Genomic DNA, 17,573 nt, shown 5'->3' on the forward strand with positions numbered 1-17,573 from the left:
GTGTCTCGTCCGGCTCTGGAGGTTGCGGATATCTTCCGCGACCGTGGCCCGGCATGGCGGCAGGCCCATGCCGGCCGTGTCAGCCTCGACCAGTTGAAGGTGATGTCGGCGATCGAGAGCTGCCGCACGGCGGCGCTCGGCGGCCATGTCGCGCGCTGCGAGGACTGCGCCTACACGTCCATCGCCTACAACTCCTGCCGCAACCGGCACTGCCCGAAGTGCCAGGGCGCCGCGGCGAAGCAGTGGCTCGCCGATCGCCAAGCCGAGCTGCTGCCGGTGCCATATTATCACGTCGTGTTCACGCTGCCGGCCCGGATCGCCGACATCGCCTACCAGAACAGGGCCATCATCTACGATCTCCTGTTCAAGCTCTCGGCCGAGACGATGCTGACGATCGCCGCAGATCCGAAGCATCTCGGCGCCAGGATCGGTATCACGTCCGTGCTGCACACCTGGGGCTCGGCCATGACCCACCACCCGCATGTGCATATGATCGTGCCAGGCGGCGGCATCTCGCCCGACGGACAGCGCTGGGTGTCCTGCCGGCCGGGGTTCTTCCTGCCGGTGCGCGTGCTCTCACGCCTGTTTCGGCGGCTGTTCCTAGGTCGCCTCGCCGCCCTCCACCAGGCCGGGCGCCTGAGCTTCTTCGGCAACGACGCTCATCTCGCTGCAGCGCAGTCATTCGCCGCATTGCTTGCAGCGTCGCGCAAGACGGAATGGGTCGTCTATGCCAAGCGTCCGTTCGGCGGACCACAAGCCGTGCTGGCCTATCTGTCGCGCTATACTCACCGCGTCGCCATCGCCAACAGCCGCCTGATCGCCCTCGACCAGCACGATGTCACCTTCAGATGGAAGGATTATCGGGTCGAAGGCCGCGACCGGCAAAAGCGGATGACGCTCGCCACAGACGAGTTCATCCGCCGCTTCCTCATCCACGTGCTGCCAAAAGGCCTTCACCGCATCCGCCATTACGGCCTGCTCGCACGGGGCGTCTGCGCCGACAATGTCGCACGCGCGCGCGAACTGCTCGCCGTCAGCGATCGTGAGGATGAACCGACCGAGACCATCGTCGACAGCGGCAAGCCACCGTGTCCATGCTGCGGCGGCCGCATGATCGTCATCGAGGTTTTTGAGCGAGGTGCAATGCCGCACCGTCAATCGACCGCGCCAATCAGCGCCATCAGGATCGACACCTCATGACCGCGCATCGGCCATTCCGCAAAGCTGTTCGTCATGCCCGCCGCTCATCGACCGGCCACGGCGCAGCGCACCCGAACGCTCATCGGTCGTCGCCCATCCGTCGATCATTGATCGCGTTCGACAACGTCCACCGCCCATTCCATGATAGCGACAGCGTCGTGCCGCGCGCTGCACCGGTTCGAACTCCATCACCAAACTCGCCTGCAGCGCTCAAATCCCCATAGAGCCTGCCGCATCAGTCCTGCCCACCATGCGCGGTTTCCTCCCTTGGAGGCTTTCGGACGCCGGCCGCCCGAATGTGCCGCGCCGTCAATCATGCGGCCGGCATCCGAAACCCTTCACAGGAAGAGACATTTATCTCGCGCTGCGCGTCATGCGATCTGAGTCCGTCTCGCGCGCCGTTGCCCTTCTATGCCTCAGCGGTTGTGTGAAACCTCCGCGCGTTCATAAATCGTGAGTTGTGTTTGCCGTTGATCAGATCATGCTCTTCCAGTCGAGGTAAACGTGTGCCCGAATCGGACATCTAGTGCGCTGCCAGGCTCGCCGCTCGGCACGCAGTGACACGCAAGGTTCGAGCCGAGCTGACGCGGCTTTAAACGGTATCAGTCAGCCCCACCTTGACATCTTTTCGCGACAGGTCAGTGCCGCTGCTTGAACCCGCTGCCGCTGCTGCACTCCCCGCTGTGCCACTGCTCATCGAAAGGTAGGGCTCAGTTCCTGGGCGGTTGCAGCGATCAGCGCCGTTCACGACGTACCATATTTCGTTAGGTTTCTCGGGCCTCGCGACGCCGCGATGGCCGCAATGTCTCGATCTCTGGGAGGGAGAGACATGATGAAGCGATCGCCTATTCTCTCTCTGGTGGCTGTCGCGAGCTTCACCGTCCTATGGTTTGTTCTGGATGCCGATCTGCATTTTAGAAGGGCGGCTGCCACTGCAACAACAGCCATGCCACCCGAGGTCGTAGCTGCCGAGCCTTTCAGAACGGCCCACGCCGCTAACAAAAGGTCGATGAGGATACTTGCACTGGATCAGGCTAAGCATCTCGCTTTCTGGACGTCCGTTTTGAAGAATAGAAAGCAGGCCTGTGGAGCTGTTGTTCGGACCATGTATCAAGGCGGCACCGAATCTGGGGTCGATGCTTGGCGCATTGGCTGCCGGGACGGCAGCGAATATTCGATAACAATTAATCCGGACGCGCATGGCTCTGAGGCGGAGTTTCCGGTTTCGGTTTGCAGTGGAATCGCTTTCGCCGGAGGTGCTGAATAGCCCCGTCATTGAGCGTTCAGCACCTGCGAGATCGCCTCTTTATGCCAGCTGTTATCCGCTGTCCCGGCGCGTCCTCGCCAACATGCGAGGATGATCATGACGATTACCCGATCACGACGTGAAACGGTGGAGTTCGAGCACCCATTTCGGATCACAAGCTTCGAGCGGATACTACCGGCTGGCTCCTATGAAGTGATTACCGACGAAGAATTAATGGAAGGAATGGAAGGAATGGAAGGATTATCATTTCCGTCCTTTCGGTCCGTCGCCACCATGATGATGGTGCCTGCGCCGCCGCCGCGCAGCTCTTTCGTCGAGATGGTGGCGATCAGTTCGATCGATCTGTCCGATGCCCGGGAGCCGATGCGATCGTATCCCGTTAGTGACGCGCCGGCCCACCTCGACAAGCATCGGACTGCGCTGAACATTGACAGTCGCCGGATGCTGGCGGAGATCGAGCGAAACGCGTTGCGCGGACTGCATCCGCAGCCCGAACCCGAGTTGCTCGCGGCGCCTGCGATGCCATTGGCGGGCCCGCGGCCGGAGCCGAAAGGGCTAGGCCGCGACCTACGCATCGATGCTTGCCGCGGCCTCGCGCTCTGGTGCATCTTTTTGAATCATTTCCCCAACAACATCGGAAGCTGGCTGACGCTGCGGAACTACGGCTTCAGTGATAGCGCGGAAGTATTCATGTTCGTCTCGGGTGTGACCTGCGCACTGGCTTACGGCAGCGCACATTCGCGCGATGGCTGGCCCGGCGTCATCACCCGTACGCTGTGGCGAAGCTGGGACATTTATGCTGCATTTCTATTGCTCACTATAGCTTGCGCCATCATGGTCTACCTAACCGGCGGTGGCCGGATCGCCGACGAGAGCAACACGCGCCTTTTGCTGGAACATCCGGGTGCGGCGCTCGCGCATGCGGCGATCCTGCAATACCGTCCGGTCAATACCGACGTCTTGCCGATTTTCGTGGTTTATCATCTTTTGTTTGCACCACTATTGTGGTTGCTGTTGCGAGTGCCGAACGTGACACTCGGCGCGTCGCTCTTGCTTTATGCGCTGGTACACGTCTTCGGCTGGACCGTCCCGGCCTGGCCCAACAACGTGTGGTTCTTCAACCCGCTGGCTTGGCAGCTACTGGTTGTGCTCGGCGCCTGGTGTGTCATTGCGGGCAAGGGAGTCTGGCCCTGGATGACCTGTCGCATCGCGCTTGTACTTGCAGTTCTCTATCTGACTTTTAGCCTGATCGTCGCATTGAGTTGGTGGCTCACGACCCTGGAAGATCTGGTCCCACAAGCGCTCGCCAGTGTGGTTTACCAAGTCGACAAATCGGATCTCGCTCCCTTGCGGTTGCTGCATTTTTTAGCGCTTGCGATTGTGGCGGTATGGCTCGTACCCCGCGATTGGCAAGGACTGCCGATGCCGCTGATGCGCGCAGCGATCCGCTGTGGGGAGAATTCGCTGGCAATCTATTGTCTCGGTGTTCTGCTGGCGCTCGCCAGCCAAATAGCGCTGGCCGACATCTCGAATGGTCTTGCGATGCAGATCGCGCTCAGCCTCGCCGGCATCCTGCTGATGATCGCCGCCGCAACGCTGCTGAACTCAATCAGGATCAAACCCAGGCAGCCACGATTGATTTGAAGACTTGAGGAAACTTGTTGGCCAGAGAGGCGAGCAGGCAAAATTCGGAGAAGGCTGCCGACGGCCAGCCTCCACGTCTTCTCTTCCGGGAGGCGATCAAGCTACGAACTTCACGCGGTGACACGATTTGCAGCGTGATGCGAACGTTGAGATGCTTCCTCCCAAAATCGCAACATGACCGCTTCGGGTCAAAACGCGAAGAACTGAACGTGAGTTGATCTGTCTGCCATCCCTCAATCAGCGGACCTTGTGGAGGGGCTCGACTTTGTCGCCCAAAACGGCCGCCCGATCGCCTCTCAGCGCACGGGAGGAATTATGTCGACACATGAGCTTAAGGATGCTCAGAGTCGGCAGCACATCATTGGTGGTCAAGCCGCACCACGTCATTCGCCAATTTCGGCGAGCTGCGGCGCAGGAGGAAGCACACCCCGCAAAGTGTCTCCTTCCTCCACATCAGGCGGCAGGTGAAGGTTTCGGAATGTTCGTCGAACGATAGCGCAAATTCGCTGGCGAATATGTAGTACGGCGTGGAGATGCAGGTTCCCAGGGCGCTGATGTCGCGCACCACGCACGGATGGATCCCACTCATCCACCAAACGACAGCCGCGCCGCCCGGTTGATCGGTATCCGCTCCATTGCTCGACGTTCGACCATGGCGAGATTCTCCAATGAAGAGGTAACTTCCAATCGAGCCATCGCAGCGATCGCGATTGCACCTCTACAGAGTCAGTTTTCCGATCCCGCCGAGCCCGGAAAACGGCAATATCTGCACGTTGATCTGCACCGCCTAGGCTAACAAGCAGTATTTTGTCTCATTAAAATTAAACCGGATCGCGCGGTTAATCCGCCGACGTTGGTACCCACCTCACAAGCAAATGAAACCGCTCAGGACACGTCTTTTCCACGAAAATGAGGTATTTCACAGCACTTTCAGCGAACCTGAGCTACTATTAATTGAAATGAGTGATTTTACGTCCTCCGGCCTGACAATGGCGGTTTTTAAATAGTCATAGTAAGGCGCGCTGATGAGTAGGCCTGGTCAGGGGCACAACCGCATGACAGTTCTGCACGAACGCGTTTGGTTTCTAAGATCTCAACTGACAGAGCTTCAGAACCCTCGCAGCCGGGTTGAGCAAGCCGAAGAACGAAGTCGGCAAACGTTCAAAAGTCACAGGTGTCTCGGCGATGCGTCGCCGATTGCGGCGACAGCGGCGTTTTGTTTTCTAGCCACACACCGTGGCGACGAACGTGCCGTAGGCTCGCAGCCACGAAGCATCAGAGATCTCTGGCCGAAAAAAGCGCCCGCGTTGACTTGTTCGGCTTGGGTCAAAGGCAGCCCTCGGCAGCTTGCATGATCGGGTCGGCTCATCTCCCGGAAGCGGCCCTCGCAGCGCTCTAACTGAGGTCGGTCACGGGCCATGTGTGGAAGTCGTTCGTACACTGGCTACTCGCAAGCCGAGCGAGACGGATCGCTCGGCTACAATTTAGTTATGGCAGCCCAGGAAAGTCGTTCCTGATCAGATCAATCTCACGCTGCTTTCACCAGCACGTCAGTCAACCAATCCGGCTCGGCGATCATAACGGAGTGGCCAGACGTCGCGTTTTCGAGGACGGTCCAAGAATTATCGGACTTGCACTCCCCTGCCGCTTTGTCCAAGGCCGCTAACTGGAATTTGGGTAAGCGGATGTAGGTTTTCTTCGCGACCCTTTCGCGTGCGCCGGAGAGCTTCACAGGCTGCAGCCATGTGCCAATCGGTTGAGGAGTTACCTTCGATAGAACCCAAGCAACGTCTTTGGGGTCGCTAAAGGCCGTCGGGGGGAGCGCTTTGGGAGCCGGACGGCTGATTGCACCCTCCTCTATCGGGAAGGAGACCAAGTCTCGGAATGACTCCCCGTCGGCAGGCTTTATTGCATCAACCCAGACGATAGATGACACACGGTTTCCAACGCGCTCAAGCGCGCCCGATGCGGGACATCCGGCATACGAATGGGCAACGAGGCAAATGTCTGTGAGGTCTTCCCATTCGACGAGATTTGCGATGTCCGTGATGTGCGTGTCGAGATTTATGTCTCTGCTGAGGAGATGCGAGCGTTCTGCCAATCCCGTAAGCGTAAGCGCATAGACTTTGTGGCCCTGTTTTTCGAGCCTCTCGGTGACGCGATGCCAACACCAAGCTCCGTAAAAGGCTCCGCCAATAAGAACAAAAGCCTTTTGCGCGGATTGAGCACGTGCGCTGCTGATGCTTGATGAAGTTACCGAGACCGCGCTTACTCCGGCCGCGAGACTGCCGATCAATCTGCGGCGGGTGACGTCTGACAAGGTCATGAAATCTCTCCGTGCAAAAAAATTGGGTACCATACGAGTGCAACAGTGTAATCGCCAAAACCGAACAAATGGAAGATGACTTCAGCGGCCTCCGAAGGAATATTTTTTTGACCGGTCACTGACTTCCGCCATGGGTCACAAGCGGCGGTCGGCGACAGCTCCAGCCGTGTCCGGTCCACCTCAAACGGCCGACCTTGCGCCGCCTCGGGTGTAGTCTTCAGCTCGGGGCCGACGTTGTAGGCAATCAGGTTGAGGAGGAAGTCGGGGGTGACGCGAGTTGGGCCTCGATGTTGGGTCTTTGCTCGCCTCGTGTTAGACATCGCCTGACCGACCAGGGAGAACAGCCATGACCGCCGAGTTCGATGAAGACCGCTTCAATATGGCTATCCGTAAATTTCTGAAGCATGTTGGAGTTACATCGCAGCGCGAAATCGAAAACCTAGTGCGCAGCGGGGCGGTGAAAGGTGGCCAGCTCAAACTGCGAATGACCCTGTCGGCTGAGGGAACGGCGCTGAAACATGTAGTCGAGGAAACAATCGCACTCTGACGATGTCCCGGCTGCCCCGGCATTGCCGCCCTGTTGGTGGAGCATTCAATCCTGTTGATTTCCAGCAACGACTGCTTTGGGTCATTTTCGACAGTTTTGGCACAGAGTGCGGGATGGTTGATGCCCGTTCCTGTCCAAAAGGCGCGTACCAGTGTCTGCCCATGAGCGTTGCGTTTGGCCGAATGGCCGTGATTCAAACTTCCGAACTGGAGCTCGAATCATGCGCTACGAACTCGCTGACTATGAATGGACCGCTATCAAGCCGATGCTGCCGAACAAGCCGCGTGGCGTCCCCCGGTCGAACGACAGACGGGTCCTCTTCTGGATCCTTCGATCAGGAGCACCCTGGCGCGTGATCTGCCGGCGGCGTTTGGGCCATACACCACTTGCTACAACCGCTTCGTCAGGCGGCGGCGGGCTGGCGTCTGGGGCCGCATCATAAAAGCGCTTGCCACTGCCCATGATGCCGCTACCCAGATGATCGACACCTCCATTGTCAGCGTACATTAGCATGGGGCCTGCATCGCAAGGAACCAGCCAATCGATGGGAAGGTCCCGCGGCGGTTTGACGAGCAAAATCCATGCGGTGGTCGACAGCAATGGTCTGCCGGTACGGTTGGCGCTGAGCCCCGGTAAGGCCAATCCGTTCGACTTGCCGGAAAACTGCTGTCTCGTCTGAAATCCGGGTCAATGTTGCTTGCGGACCGTGGCTATGACGCGGACTGGATCAGGGAGCTTGCCATGAAGAAGGGCGCGCGTGGGCCAACATCCCGCCGAAGAGCAATCGCAGCGATCCGATCTGCTTCAGCCCATATCTCTATCGCGCTCGCAACCGGGTTGAGCGGTTCTTCAACCGGATCAAACAATGTCGTCGGGTGGCGAGGCGGTACATAGGCTGGCCGCCAACTACCTTGCCTTCGTTCAGCTCGCGTCAATCAGGCTATGGCTGCGTCCTTATGAGTCCGCGTCTTAGCACTACTTTGGCAGAATGTGTTTTCGCCGCTGTTTTTCAAGGATTTGCTTTCGGCAATATGGGCACTGCTGGGGCGGCGGCCGAAGGATGAGATCGACGATGGCGTGACGTACGGCGGGCATAGTCGGTTGAGGCGGAGGCCCGTTGATTCTTTTTTTTTCGCCCCGCGTTTGCGAGGCGACGATGTTGCAGGAAGGCGTAGGCAATCATTGTCATAAGGGCGTGGCGATGAAGACCTTGCCATGATCGCCCTTCGAAGTGATCAAGTCCAAGTTCCTCCTTCAACTGTTGATGCGCCTGCTCACAAATCCACCGTGCCTTGATGGTGGCGGCCAGCGTGCGCAGATCCGTCGTCGCCGGAAGATTGGCGAGATAGTATTTCTTCTCCCCGGAGGCACGTTGCTCGCCAATGAGCCAGGCTTCGTCGCCTGGGAGATGCTGCTGACCTTTATCCCATATCCGCTGCGGAGGGCCGTCGGCGGTGCGGACACGGAGAGCAGCAAATCGGGCTTTGAGCCGACCTTTCGTCCCGCTGCGCCAACTCACGGTTTTCCATTTGGCGCTGGCCAGCATTTGTTCTGCCGCAATCGATAAGATATCGGGCACGTGGTGCTTTCGTGGTTTGCCACGGGCTTTGGTGATCGGCCAAATGAGCTTCACATCGACCGGATACACTTTCTGGTGCCGAGGGATACCGACCGCCCAGGCCAGCCCGCGCTCTGTTAGCCCTTGTCGAAACGGCGCGCTGAGGCCGTATCCTGCATCCGCCAGCACACATCCAAAGCGTATGTTGGCTGCCATCGCGCGGTCAATCTCGGCCAAAGCGATCTCCGGCTTGGACCGCGGCGTTCGGTGTTCGACTGGCACGCGAGCGCGCTTCAAGCGAGGCATGTCGCTTGTCCAGCTGTCAGGCAGAAAGAGACGTAACGCGACCATCACGGGCACTTCCCCGCGCGCAAGCGTTAAAGACACCAGCGTTTGGCAATTTGCAGTTTTACCGAGAGCCGACGCGTATTGAGCCGCAACACCGACCGATCGCTCACCCTTTTTCGGCAGTGAGGTGTCATCAATAACCAGCACCGCATCCCTGCCGCCGACAAGTCGGTCCGCCTGGTTGAGCAGCTCTGTCTCTAGCGGCGTCGCGTTCCAGACGCCGTCCGCAATGAAATGGTGCAACTGGTCGTAGTTGCTCGTGGCAAGGCGTTCCGCCATCGGCTGAACGCTCTTGCGATCGCCAGGACCGATCAATCCCGCAACATATAGAGGACACATCCGCTGTCGGGTCTTATGACCCAGCCGGTCCAAGAACGGCATCAGCCAGCGTTCGAGTTCGTCTTCCCATCCCGGCATGGTCAGCCCTCCAAGAGCCGACCACCCATGAATCATTGAACAATTGATTCGGGAATCCTATAAATCGCGGCAAAATCAACAATCTGCCAAAGTAGTGTTAGTTCTTGCCAAGGCGGTCCGATGCAACATCGCGATGTGCGGTTTCGTTCTACCCCTTGTCATCGATGCCGCGCGAAGGGTTGGTGTCCGGCTGGGCACTGGTACCTTGCCGAGACCGAGCTGCTGGGCGGCTGCGATGCCGATCGTCACCTTGCACGATCTGAGCGAGGTGCCAGCTCCGGATACTGCGACTTGCGCTCAAATGCTTGAGCAAGGACGCCGCCTGGGACGTGGCCGGCCCCGCGGGTCGAGCTGATGAACCGCGCGACGTCTGGATCCATGCGCAATGGGATGAGGCGAAGGTGCCTTAGCGGCCGTTGGTGGAAGCTATGCTTAAAATCGTTCAGGGCGCGGGACGGATAAGACAAGCCGACCGCCCAGCCTCTTTCCGCATCAGCCGCGCTTCTTGTGAGCGGATGGCTTAAATTCCACGACCTCGTGCTGCTCGCTGGAATCCGAGTGCCCTTGTTGTTTTACGATGATCTCAAGCTCAAGAGCTTCGAAGGCGAGTTCATCCGCCAAGCGTTGAAAGAGCGCGCGCTTTTCGGCATCGGCCGCCGACTGACTCATAAGAGCAAAGTCTCTGGCGTCCGCGCGGAGCCTCTCCAATCGTCGCCTGAGGTCCTTCATCGTCTTGGCTCAGGTTCTAAACTCATCCTCGACGCAAACAGTAACCTTGCTGTCCGGGATGACGGATGATTCAACCACGGAAACAATATATTTGTTCTCCTAACTGTTAGTTAGCGGCGTATTCACCGCGCGGTGCATAGGCACGGTCGCCCGTGGGACCAACTTTGGATGGACGGGCTGGTGGTCACGGCGCGAGGCCTCGGCATTCCGACCTCGCCGCAGGTCCACCCAGCCAGGGTGCCATCAAAGGTACATCAAGGTCTGAAACCGAACAGACCCGAGTTTTGCACCGGACTAGGCTTCGACTAATTCTTTGTGTCCCTAGATGCGCTGGGATCCGACGGTGTCGGCGTCCCAGTGAGGTGGATGTCGAGGCCGTTTTCGCCCGGCTGCGCAAAGGTGGCTCCTCGCGACCGGCTCCGGTTTATGGCGCGATATTAAATGATCCAATTATCCGGCGTCTGGCAGGCGAGTTGCGGCGCCAGCCATCGGGACCCTGCCACGCCCCACCGGATCTCGGTCGCAAGTCTGCTCGCCGCTTCGCTCGCAGCTACAAACCCTGCTTTATCTAGCCAGGACACGTTTGGGCGAAACGGTCGTTCGTCGCTCGACCTGCGCTTTGGCGTCCAGCACTTTATCGCCAGCTCGCGCGGCGCGCGGCCGACTCACCTGGTCCGAAAGACTGGGGCCCTTTCCAAACGTTCCGACCGGAAGACCATTTGTCGCGTGACCACCACTGATGTTTCCTTTGGCCTGTGCTGCCGGGGCTGATGCGTTTCGGGCGGGTAATGAGCCGATGATCATCTGGTCCTCGTTGCTTGTACCCGTCCCAACGGCCCCGATCGGCAGGCCATTTTGCGCGTGGCCAACCCCGGCATTTCTTGCGGCCTGTGCGGCCGTCCGCGACTTTGTCGGCGTGGCGGGTTCAACGTTCGGATTGTTCAATTGATTGTTGGTGCTCGGATTTGCGCCGGTGGCGGTGTCTTTCGTCCCCATTCCGGCAGGCGCTGAGGGACCAGCGCCGGCGCTACCCGCATTCGTCCCCATTCCGGCAGGCGCCGACGGACCAGCGCTGGCGCTGCTCGCGCTTGTCCCCGTGCCCGCACCCGCCGACCCAGCATTTGCGGCGCCTCCTGGCGCGAGGACCAGCAGAGCTGAGCTGGCGACGATGGCGGCGAGCACCAAAGGGGTGGCATGGGGCATTGGACGATCTCCTTGCCAGACCGTTAACCATGATCCCCCGGCGCGGTTCCTCTGCGCCATGGCGGGTTCTGCCGCATGGTGCTGGACCGCACGCGCGCCCTCGATTGGTCGCACGCAAAACGCAAAACCGCGCCGGCTACTATTGCCGATTCAAGGTGCCATTGCAGATTAGTCAGCAGCTCTGACGGAGGTGGCCGCTTTAATGTAACACTCGGGTTGCTTCTGCTAGCCGGACCTTCTCTCTCAGCTCCTCAAGATCCTCGAGCGCGTCGAGTAGTTGCATCAGATTGCGGGTAACATGTGCCAGATTGGGCTTTGGGCGTCTGAAGATTCGAATTTTTGGTCCCATTGCTAGACGTCTCCTCGCAACGAAAATCACTGGTCCGACTGATTGGCAAGGAGCGTGCCATCTGAGCGTCCGCGGAGAGCTCCGGTGATGGGAACGCCAGTCGCGCTCCCGCCCCAATCTAACAGGGAAGGAGAGCGCCAAAAGGCTTCGCCATCCCCCACATTGGGACGATTATCTCCCACCCGGTTGCGAGTGAACTATGGGCTGCAAGCCGCGCGATGGCGGCAGCTGCGGAGCAAGCAACAGCCCTCGGCGCTCCGCACCGAGGTCTCGCAGCGATCGGACGCGTTGAAAACAGCTAATCCCTAGTCCTGCACGGCCTGGTCGGTCTGCAGCGGCGCGTGTGGCCGCCCCCTGTCTTGCGGCCGCGGAACGGTTGGCACAGGTTTGCGGATCGTGGCGGCAATTGGCCTGGGCAACGGCACCGGCGTCTTGGGGCGTAGGATCTGCTCGGAAGCGTTAGTGGTGATGCCGGCCAATCGTTCTTGGACCATTCTGAGCTGCTCGGCGGCATCCGCTCTGTCTCGCACCATTTGTGCCTGGACCGCCGTAAGCTGGTTGGAGAGCTGGCCAAGGTCGCGGACGATTTGATCTTGGCTGGCCTTGAGCTGCTCGATCGCTTGCTGCGGGTTGGTAAGGTCGCCCGACAATCCCTGGAGCGTCGGCGCCAGCTCCGGCGAACTGGGGCTGGCGGCTGCCTGGATCGCATCGTGCGGTGTAGTCAACGGCCCCGGTTGCTGAAGTGCCACATAGGTCGCACTCGTCTGAGTGGTAGGCAGAGCCGAGGAGATCTCGGCTCTTTCTTGCGGCAACGACGAAGGTGAAACGGCATGCGCGGACCACCGATACATCATTGCTCTGACCGCATCGCCGTCGGATGACTGCGCTGCAAGAGCAGCTAAACAGATGCCGCTTGCCAACAGCAGACCGATCAGGCCGCGCAGTGCCGGCCTTCCGCGCAATGAGCTCGCCCCGCGGTCAGGTGGTCGAAACCATTTCGCGGAATTCTTCGGCTGAGAAGGATGGCCCGTGCCATCCTGATCTAACTTGGAAAGCTGTTCGTTGACACGCGCCAGCTGTTCATCTGCATGTGCGATCTGATCATAGGCGTGGACGAGCCGTTCATCCGCGCGCGCAACAAGCTCGACGTCTTCTGGTGAGAGCGCGGGACTATGAATTTGTGAGCCGGGATATATCGGTTTAATCGGCGAAAGCATCGGCGTTCCCCATTGCACCCAATGTCACCCGGACCGAAGCCGAGCATTAAATCGGGCAGGTCCACACTCCCCAACGCCGGTTTGACCAAAGCAAGGCCACAAGATGAAAACCGGAGGGCGGATTTTCGGCGACAGCTCCGCGCACAGGACTCTAATCCGTCGAGGATCTTCGGGAAAGACGGACGGCGGCGCGTCGCCGGGCAATCCGACGGAGCTGGCCCTCGCGGTTCGCGGGCCCATTCAAAGCGGGCGTAGTCCCACCGACTGCACGCTTCTCCCCCAAGCCCGCCACCAAGGCATCTCGACCACTCTCGACGACCTGACTTTGGTGGTTACAACCCTGGCGCTGCACGCCACGAACTCCGCCGCGCGCATCGAGCAGATGCCTGCCAGCGGATTCATCTTCGTTGCGGCGAATTCTTTTCCTTGTCGCGATCGTAAACCGCTTTGAGGCCGCGGCTTCGGCCTGTCTGACCCGCTCTCGTAACTCGATGAGCTGACGGTACTCGGCTTCCAGCGGGCGCGATAGGAGAACTGCGCGGCTGGTGCACGATAGTTCGAATCCATACGACGAATATCGAATCATGGAAATCGATCCCGTTTTCAGGCAACCCCCGCTAACTGGTGGTTCGGGAAAAAAAATGTCCGATCGACGCGACGATATTCCCTCTCGGCAAGTTGGCAACGAATGTCACTCGTTAAGCTTGATGCTACCGAGGAGGCTGGATTGCGCTCGCGCTCGTGAACCGCCTACACGGAAGCTGCGGGATCGAGATGATCCTGATGCGCTGGAGCATCAGTTATCACCGCGCGGTAGCTTCGCGACGGCCCGACGGAGCTTGACTTCGATGCACCGACCGCAGATCAACTCGCCGTCCCCGGCCGGTGGCGCGAGAACTATCAGCTCTTCTGGCGCGAACTCTTCTTCGCAGTGATCGCAGCGGGGGATTTCGAGCATCCGCGCATTTGCTCACGCAGTTGTGGCGGAATTCGATAACCTCTTTACCCGACCGCTCGCAAGAGCTTGATCCATACCCACGGCCGAGCTGCACCAAGTTCGTTCCCAATCTGGAACGTTGCTGAAGAAATCCCGGACGTTGCAGATTTACAACCCGCGCAGCCATTCGCGATACTAAGCTCGTCCAGACCAGACATGCTTACTTCAACATAATCGCGGGGGCGAAATGTATGATGTCTATCGCAATGACAGGCGCTTCTTGCTCGTTCTAAGTTCAGGCTCTCCCGTGCCCGTGCTTTACTCTGCACATAAGTGGCGGAGGAGCAGGAAACGAGTTCTCAAGGTCAGCGACGAAATCAAGTCGGCCGTTCAGGCACAAGGCTATTACGTCCGCAGCCTGCGGATCACCAAGGAGCGAATGATCGACGGCGAGTAGGGGTGGCGAGCGGGTGTTCTCGTTTGTGTTTGATCACCAGCAACCAAGCCGCCATTATCGCGCTGTTCCGCGTCGTCAACCGCTATGTCGGCAACTTCGCACCGATGCCGGGGTGTTTCCGAACCATTCGGTCGGGCTTTTCGGAGGGTGCAGGGTGCGAGATAGTCGAATGCGGGTGGGCATGCCGCCTAGCACGGGCGGGCCGCCCTTACGTCTCAAATGGAACTCCATGAGCGGGCCGAGATTTTGGCTTTTTCCATTGAACCTTTAATCGAACTGTCGGACGAACCTTCAATCGGAAACCGGAGGTTTCCCATGAAGCGTCTGATATCATCTGCAATCGCGGCCGTTGCCTTCCTCATTGTTGCAACCACTATGCTGTGGTCTTACACACCTTCGACTGAGCGCCAGGTCACCCGTACAGCCATAGGTCATTGCAAGAATTTCCACAGCCTGGCCGGGACAAAAGCGTCCGAACTATTGCCTTACTAAGCGCCAGTAAAATGCGTCGAGACGATGTTGACCTGTAGCAGGCGGGTGGATGCCGCGACATGGGAGTAGGCGAAGGCGCTGCAATGGCCCGTTGCCGGATGATGTGCTCAAGATCGTTATGCGCGGGACTGAGAAAGAAGCTAATCGGGCGGCTTGAACCGCGAACTGCTTTGGCAGCTTAGCTCGCCGCCGCGCCATCCAACCGCGCCAGCCCAGCCTCGATCACGGCGATATCCTCCTCGATCTGCTGGACGGTTGTCCGGAAATCAAAACCTGTACGTGCCTTTAGGTCCACCGCCAGTTTCCGGCGCTGCATGCGGAGATCATCCAGAGCCCTCCGATTGTTCAAGCGAACGTAACCGTCCACAATCAGCTCGATTGCGCTTGGCATCCCCACCCCCTGTCGTGATCGACCGGCGCCGAACCGCTTACCCAGCGACACGCTTCAAAACGGCATCTCTTCGCAAATTGTGTGCAGCAGCCGTATCAGACCCAAGCCGACTAACGCCAGGAGAGCAAGGGGGCTGCACAGTTCAATGGAAAGACCGGCTCCCAATATCGCAATTGCGCGTTGTTCATCCCTTTCGAGATCGGTCCATGAGATGCCGTCCATGACGGGTCTCCGTCGCAAAGAACTATTTAAAATCCAAACGCGCGACCGATCTGCCGCAGCATAGCCATGGCCGCATCGGTGTACCGACCGTGAGTCAGGTATTGATCCACTTGCGCTGTACTGATCAGCGCAACAACGAAGACCGTGAAGCCCTTAAGCATTGGGGCGTCTCCTGAAAGAGACCGCCAACCGGGCGTGTCGAAGTAGTAGACTGTTCTCAGAATGCGCTGCCGCATAATGCGACTATATGTAAATGGTGACAGTGACCGGTAACCAATCCCTTAACCGGCCTTAGGTGCGCGCGCCATGGGACGAGGCGAAGGCGCTGCAAGAGCAGTTGCTCATGTGCTCAAGGTCGTGATGCGAGAGGTAAGAAAGGAAGATAAAGCCGCTGCACGGAGGCGCGCGGTTCCTCGATACCGCAAACAAAACCGCCGCCCAGAAGAAGCGGCGAGTGTTAGTCCCCACATAAGGGAAGTCACTTCTTCATGGCGTCTGCTGCATCCCGCGCGGCATCCTTAACGTCACCGGCGGCGTTGTGCACGGCGCCCTTGGCCTTGTCGGCCCTACCCTGTCTTTGGAGGTCCTTGTCGCCACTCAGCTTGCCAGCACCTTCTTTAATCGTGCCCTTGGCCTTATCGGCGACGCCTTCACGTGCTCGCGATCCATAACACGCTCCTTCAATCTTTAATCTTTCGATGACGCACAACGCGCGAGCAAGTTCAGCGTTCGAGTAGCCCTGTTCACCTTGGAATTTCGCATCAGGCACCCCTGTGCGCTCCAAATCTAAATTCGACCTGGTGCTGACCTGTGTTTGCACCAGAACTCGTGGAACCCCGAAATCTCGGGTGAGTTACAGAACCGGAGAAGCGGTAATCTATTCGCCTCCCGCAGAGGGCTCGACAATTGGTTGACGGTTGCCTCTACAGGCATCACATCCATGCGGCATTTGGATGACTAACCGGCCGGCTGTGCGAACACACGTCCGCTAGTGCGGCTTACTCGACCCTGCTGCTTATGGAAGCGTTGCAATGGACTGTAGACCGCGAGGCGAGTGCGGCCTAGCCGCTGGCCGATCTCGCTTGCAGTCATGCCACTGTCGAATAGCGCAAGAAGTTGCGCTTCTTCCTCGGGGGACCACGAACGGATTTCCGGTCTATTGTTTGACATCGCCCATCCATGCCAGCGAAAAAACCGCGAATTCCATTGTAGGCAGAGCTAACTGACTCTTCTCCGCCTAAAGATCCTCGAACGAGCCCCCGATAAGATTTCCACTCAACCAGACTAGGCGGCAACTTCGGATGATGCGATCTTTCTCGAGCATTAGTTTGAATGTGGAGTCCACGTGCCGCTTCGACGGAAGCTCAACTGCTGCCCCTTCTTCCGACATGTTGACCACGCGGCAGCGTAAGCTGGCGCCGTCGCCTGAAATGTAGGCGACCTCGTCCACATCGATGCGCTCCAGCTTTCGACGTTCTATCATTTCATTGTAGCCGCAACGAGATCATCTTCGCCCGATGTGCACCTTGTCTCTAGCAGCTTAAATTGTCGCGCGATCTGTGTTGCTAGGTCTGATCGTTCCTTAGCAAGAGCTTTTCTTTGCTCAAGCATGTCGTGTCCGTCACGCTCGCGCACCTGGATCGAGATGGTTTGACTTTCGATATAAAGCTGCTTGGTTGCGATTGCTCGGCCAATAGCTGTGAGTTCATCATTGCAATCCGAAGTCATTGGCAATCTCACGGCTGGCCTGTCGGCGACTAAAGCTGCACTCTATCTGGCCTTACCTGCGAAAACGTTACACTTGATCCGGTGGAGTCCCAGCAGCCCGGCGCCTCCTTTGCCAGCGGATTAGTCTGAAGGCGGACACGCGACACTTTCTCCCGTTTGTGCGGCGCCAAAGGGATTTGCTGCCTTACGTTGTCCGTACTCTTACGGACGTTGCGCATCCGCAAGCTTTGACGTCTACTTCTGATTGTTTTTATGACGATCTTTGTTTCCCGACGAGAGGGCCCATGAGCGTTAAAGCCATGATGGCGATGATCCTCCAGAACCAACTGGCCTTGCGAGGCGTGCATTCGCTGAAGGCGTCTGACTACGACCAGATCGTAGAACTTCTGATTGAGCAGCTCAGAGAGCTGGAGCTGAGCTTGGCTGTGCGAGAGATTACCGACAAGCCCCGGGAATAGCAGCAGCACCCGATTTTTTAAGGGAGGACGAAGACGAATGCGGAGATTATTGTTCAGACACCGGTGCCGAAAGCCGACAACCG

The 17,573-nt window shown here is 58.6% G+C and carries 19 protein-coding genes and 1 pseudogene; 8 read left to right on the forward strand and 12 right to left on the reverse strand.

The features are described from left to right. The 3 genes from IVB07_RS29525 (at position 1) to IVB07_RS29535 (ending at position 4,111) form a co-directional block, all read left to right on the forward strand. On the forward strand, positions 1-1,200 hold the full coding sequence (locus tag IVB07_RS29525) for an IS91 family transposase (protein ID WP_085357181.1): 1,200 nt from the start codon (positions 1-3) through the stop codon (positions 1,198-1,200). An 829-nt stretch (positions 1,201-2,029) separates the two neighbouring features. Further along, entirely contained in the window at positions 2,030-2,467 is a 438-nt protein-coding gene (locus IVB07_RS29530) for a hypothetical protein (protein ID WP_247363643.1), read from the forward strand. A 96-nt stretch (positions 2,468-2,563) separates the two neighbouring features. After that, entirely contained in the window at positions 2,564-4,111 is a 1,548-nt protein-coding gene (locus tag IVB07_RS29535) for an OpgC domain-containing protein (RefSeq protein WP_247363645.1), read from the forward strand. Between the two features lie 358 nt (positions 4,112-4,469). On the opposite strand, the gene IVB07_RS29540 is transcribed toward IVB07_RS29535, so the two are convergent. After that, positions 4,470-4,679, reverse strand: coding sequence for a hypothetical protein (locus IVB07_RS29540; RefSeq protein ID WP_245288561.1), 210 nt, complete (start codon positions 4,677-4,679; stop codon positions 4,470-4,472). Between the two features lie 960 nt (positions 4,680-5,639). After that, positions 5,640-6,437: an alpha/beta fold hydrolase gene (locus tag IVB07_RS29545; RefSeq protein WP_247375306.1), complete on the reverse strand. Its 798-nt coding sequence runs from the start codon at positions 6,435-6,437 to the stop codon at positions 5,640-5,642. Between the two features lie 346 nt (positions 6,438-6,783). Here IVB07_RS29545 and IVB07_RS29550 point away from each other — a divergent pair, with 346 nt between their 5' ends. Both IVB07_RS29550 and IVB07_RS40775 read left to right on the forward strand, forming a co-directional pair. Continuing rightward, positions 6,784-6,984: a DUF6494 family protein gene (locus IVB07_RS29550; RefSeq protein WP_085349977.1), complete on the forward strand. Its 201-nt coding sequence runs from the start codon at positions 6,784-6,786 to the stop codon at positions 6,982-6,984. Between the two features lie 220 nt (positions 6,985-7,204). After that, entirely contained in the window at positions 7,205-7,426 is a 222-nt protein-coding gene (locus IVB07_RS40775; protein WP_346658303.1) for a transposase, read from the forward strand. A gap of 567 nt (positions 7,427-7,993) precedes the next feature. Here the strand turns inward: IVB07_RS40775 and IVB07_RS29560 are convergent. The 4 genes from IVB07_RS29560 to IVB07_RS29575 all read right to left on the reverse strand — a co-directional run bounded on the left by IVB07_RS29560 (position 7,994) and on the right by IVB07_RS29575 (position 12,805). Continuing rightward, a complete protein-coding gene (locus IVB07_RS29560; RefSeq protein ID WP_247284244.1) occupies positions 7,994-9,343 on the reverse strand; it encodes an IS701 family transposase in 1,350 nt (449 codons plus the stop codon). 456 nt (positions 9,344-9,799) lie between these two features. Beyond that, entirely contained in the window at positions 9,800-10,036 is a 237-nt protein-coding gene (locus tag IVB07_RS29565) for a hypothetical protein (protein WP_247363650.1), read from the reverse strand. Between the two features lie 564 nt (positions 10,037-10,600). Beyond that, the gene (locus IVB07_RS29570; RefSeq protein ID WP_247363652.1) at positions 10,601-11,032 is read right to left on the reverse strand and encodes a hypothetical protein; all 432 of its coding nucleotides are present in this window, start codon (positions 11,030-11,032) and stop codon (positions 10,601-10,603) included. 861 nt (positions 11,033-11,893) lie between these two features. Next, on the reverse strand, positions 11,894-12,805 hold the full coding sequence (locus IVB07_RS29575; RefSeq protein ID WP_247363659.1) for a hypothetical protein: 912 nt from the start codon (positions 12,803-12,805) through the stop codon (positions 11,894-11,896). 1,184 nt (positions 12,806-13,989) lie between these two features. Between IVB07_RS29575 and IVB07_RS29580 the strand changes: the two genes are divergently transcribed. Together IVB07_RS29580 and IVB07_RS29585 are read left to right on the forward strand one after the other, a co-directional pair. Continuing rightward, entirely contained in the window at positions 13,990-14,199 is a 210-nt protein-coding gene (locus IVB07_RS29580; protein ID WP_247363660.1) for a hypothetical protein, read from the forward strand. A 23-nt stretch (positions 14,200-14,222) separates the two neighbouring features. After that, positions 14,223-14,318: pseudogene (locus IVB07_RS29585) on the forward strand (SOS response-associated peptidase); the annotation flags it as partial. Between the two features lie 551 nt (positions 14,319-14,869). On the opposite strand, the gene IVB07_RS29590 reads toward IVB07_RS29585, so the two are convergent. From IVB07_RS29590 to IVB07_RS29610, 6 genes are all read right to left on the reverse strand, one after another. Beyond that, positions 14,870-15,082, reverse strand: a complete 213-nt coding sequence (locus IVB07_RS29590) for a hypothetical protein (protein WP_247363661.1) — start codon at positions 15,080-15,082, stop codon at positions 14,870-14,872. 54 nt (positions 15,083-15,136) lie between these two features. Next, a complete protein-coding gene (locus IVB07_RS29595; RefSeq protein WP_247363662.1) occupies positions 15,137-15,304 on the reverse strand; it encodes a hypothetical protein in 168 nt (55 codons plus the stop codon). Between the two features lie 26 nt (positions 15,305-15,330). Beyond that, positions 15,331-15,465 (reverse strand): hypothetical protein, encoded by a 135-nt coding sequence (locus IVB07_RS40475; RefSeq protein ID WP_007595432.1) that lies wholly within the window; start codon positions 15,463-15,465, stop codon positions 15,331-15,333. 317 nt (positions 15,466-15,782) lie between these two features. Continuing rightward, the gene (locus IVB07_RS29600) at positions 15,783-16,073 is read right to left on the reverse strand and encodes a CsbD family protein (protein WP_247363663.1); all 291 of its coding nucleotides are present in this window, start codon (positions 16,071-16,073) and stop codon (positions 15,783-15,785) included. 468 nt (positions 16,074-16,541) lie between these two features. Continuing rightward, positions 16,542-16,787, reverse strand: a complete 246-nt coding sequence (locus IVB07_RS29605; RefSeq protein ID WP_247363664.1) for a PilZ domain-containing protein — start codon at positions 16,785-16,787, stop codon at positions 16,542-16,544. After that, positions 16,784-17,032: a hypothetical protein gene (locus tag IVB07_RS29610; protein WP_247363665.1), complete on the reverse strand. Its 249-nt coding sequence runs from the start codon at positions 17,030-17,032 to the stop codon at positions 16,784-16,786. The genes IVB07_RS29605 and IVB07_RS29610 overlap by 4 nt, the downstream gene beginning before the upstream one ends. A gap of 284 nt (positions 17,033-17,316) precedes the next feature. On the opposite strand from IVB07_RS29610, the gene IVB07_RS29615 reads away from it, so the two are divergent. Next, positions 17,317-17,490: a hypothetical protein gene (locus IVB07_RS29615; RefSeq protein WP_162847251.1), complete on the forward strand. Its 174-nt coding sequence runs from the start codon at positions 17,317-17,319 to the stop codon at positions 17,488-17,490. Positions 17,491-17,573: the final 83 nt, after the last annotated feature.

It is taken from the genome of Bradyrhizobium sp. 172, assembly GCF_023101065.1.
Lineage (GTDB): Bacteria > Pseudomonadota > Alphaproteobacteria > Rhizobiales > Xanthobacteraceae > Bradyrhizobium > Bradyrhizobium canariense_D.

Bases quoted from the DNA above. Each gene is read 5' to 3' on its own strand.
- IVB07_RS29530 (WP_247363643.1), top strand. From the start codon at position 2,030: ATGATGAAGCGATCGCCTATTCTCTCTCTGGTGGCTGTCGCGAGCTTC.
- IVB07_RS29535 (WP_247363645.1), top strand. From the start codon at position 2,564: ATGACGATTACCCGATCACGACGTGAAACGGTGGAGTTCGAGCACCCA.
- IVB07_RS29545 (WP_247375306.1), bottom strand. From the start codon at position 6,437: ATGACCTTGTCAGACGTCACCCGCCGCAGATTGATCGGCAGTCTCGCG.
- IVB07_RS29550 (WP_085349977.1), top strand. From the start codon at position 6,784: ATGACCGCCGAGTTCGATGAAGACCGCTTCAATATGGCTATCCGTAAA.
- IVB07_RS40775 (WP_346658303.1), top strand. From the start codon at position 7,205: ATGCGCTACGAACTCGCTGACTATGAATGGACCGCTATCAAGCCGATG.
- IVB07_RS29560 (WP_247284244.1), bottom strand. From the start codon at position 9,343: ATGATTCATGGGTGGTCGGCTCTTGGAGGGCTGACCATGCCGGGATGG.
- IVB07_RS29565 (WP_247363650.1), bottom strand. From the start codon at position 10,036: ATGAAGGACCTCAGGCGACGATTGGAGAGGCTCCGCGCGGACGCCAGA.
- IVB07_RS29570 (WP_247363652.1), bottom strand. From the start codon at position 11,032: ATGGGGACGAAAGACACCGCCACCGGCGCAAATCCGAGCACCAACAAT.
- IVB07_RS29575 (WP_247363659.1), bottom strand. From the start codon at position 12,805: ATGCTTTCGCCGATTAAACCGATATATCCCGGCTCACAAATTCATAGT.
- IVB07_RS29580 (WP_247363660.1), top strand. From the start codon at position 13,990: ATGTATGATGTCTATCGCAATGACAGGCGCTTCTTGCTCGTTCTAAGT.
- IVB07_RS29590 (WP_247363661.1), bottom strand. From the start codon at position 15,082: ATGCCAAGCGCAATCGAGCTGATTGTGGACGGTTACGTTCGCTTGAAC.
- IVB07_RS29595 (WP_247363662.1), bottom strand. From the start codon at position 15,304: ATGGACGGCATCTCATGGACCGATCTCGAAAGGGATGAACAACGCGCA.
- IVB07_RS40475 (WP_007595432.1), bottom strand. From the start codon at position 15,465: ATGCTTAAGGGCTTCACGGTCTTCGTTGTTGCGCTGATCAGTACAGCG.
- IVB07_RS29605 (WP_247363664.1), bottom strand. From the start codon at position 16,787: ATGATAGAACGTCGAAAGCTGGAGCGCATCGATGTGGACGAGGTCGCC.
- IVB07_RS29610 (WP_247363665.1), bottom strand. From the start codon at position 17,032: ATGACTTCGGATTGCAATGATGAACTCACAGCTATTGGCCGAGCAATC.
- IVB07_RS29615 (WP_162847251.1), top strand. From the start codon at position 17,317: ATGAGCGTTAAAGCCATGATGGCGATGATCCTCCAGAACCAACTGGCC.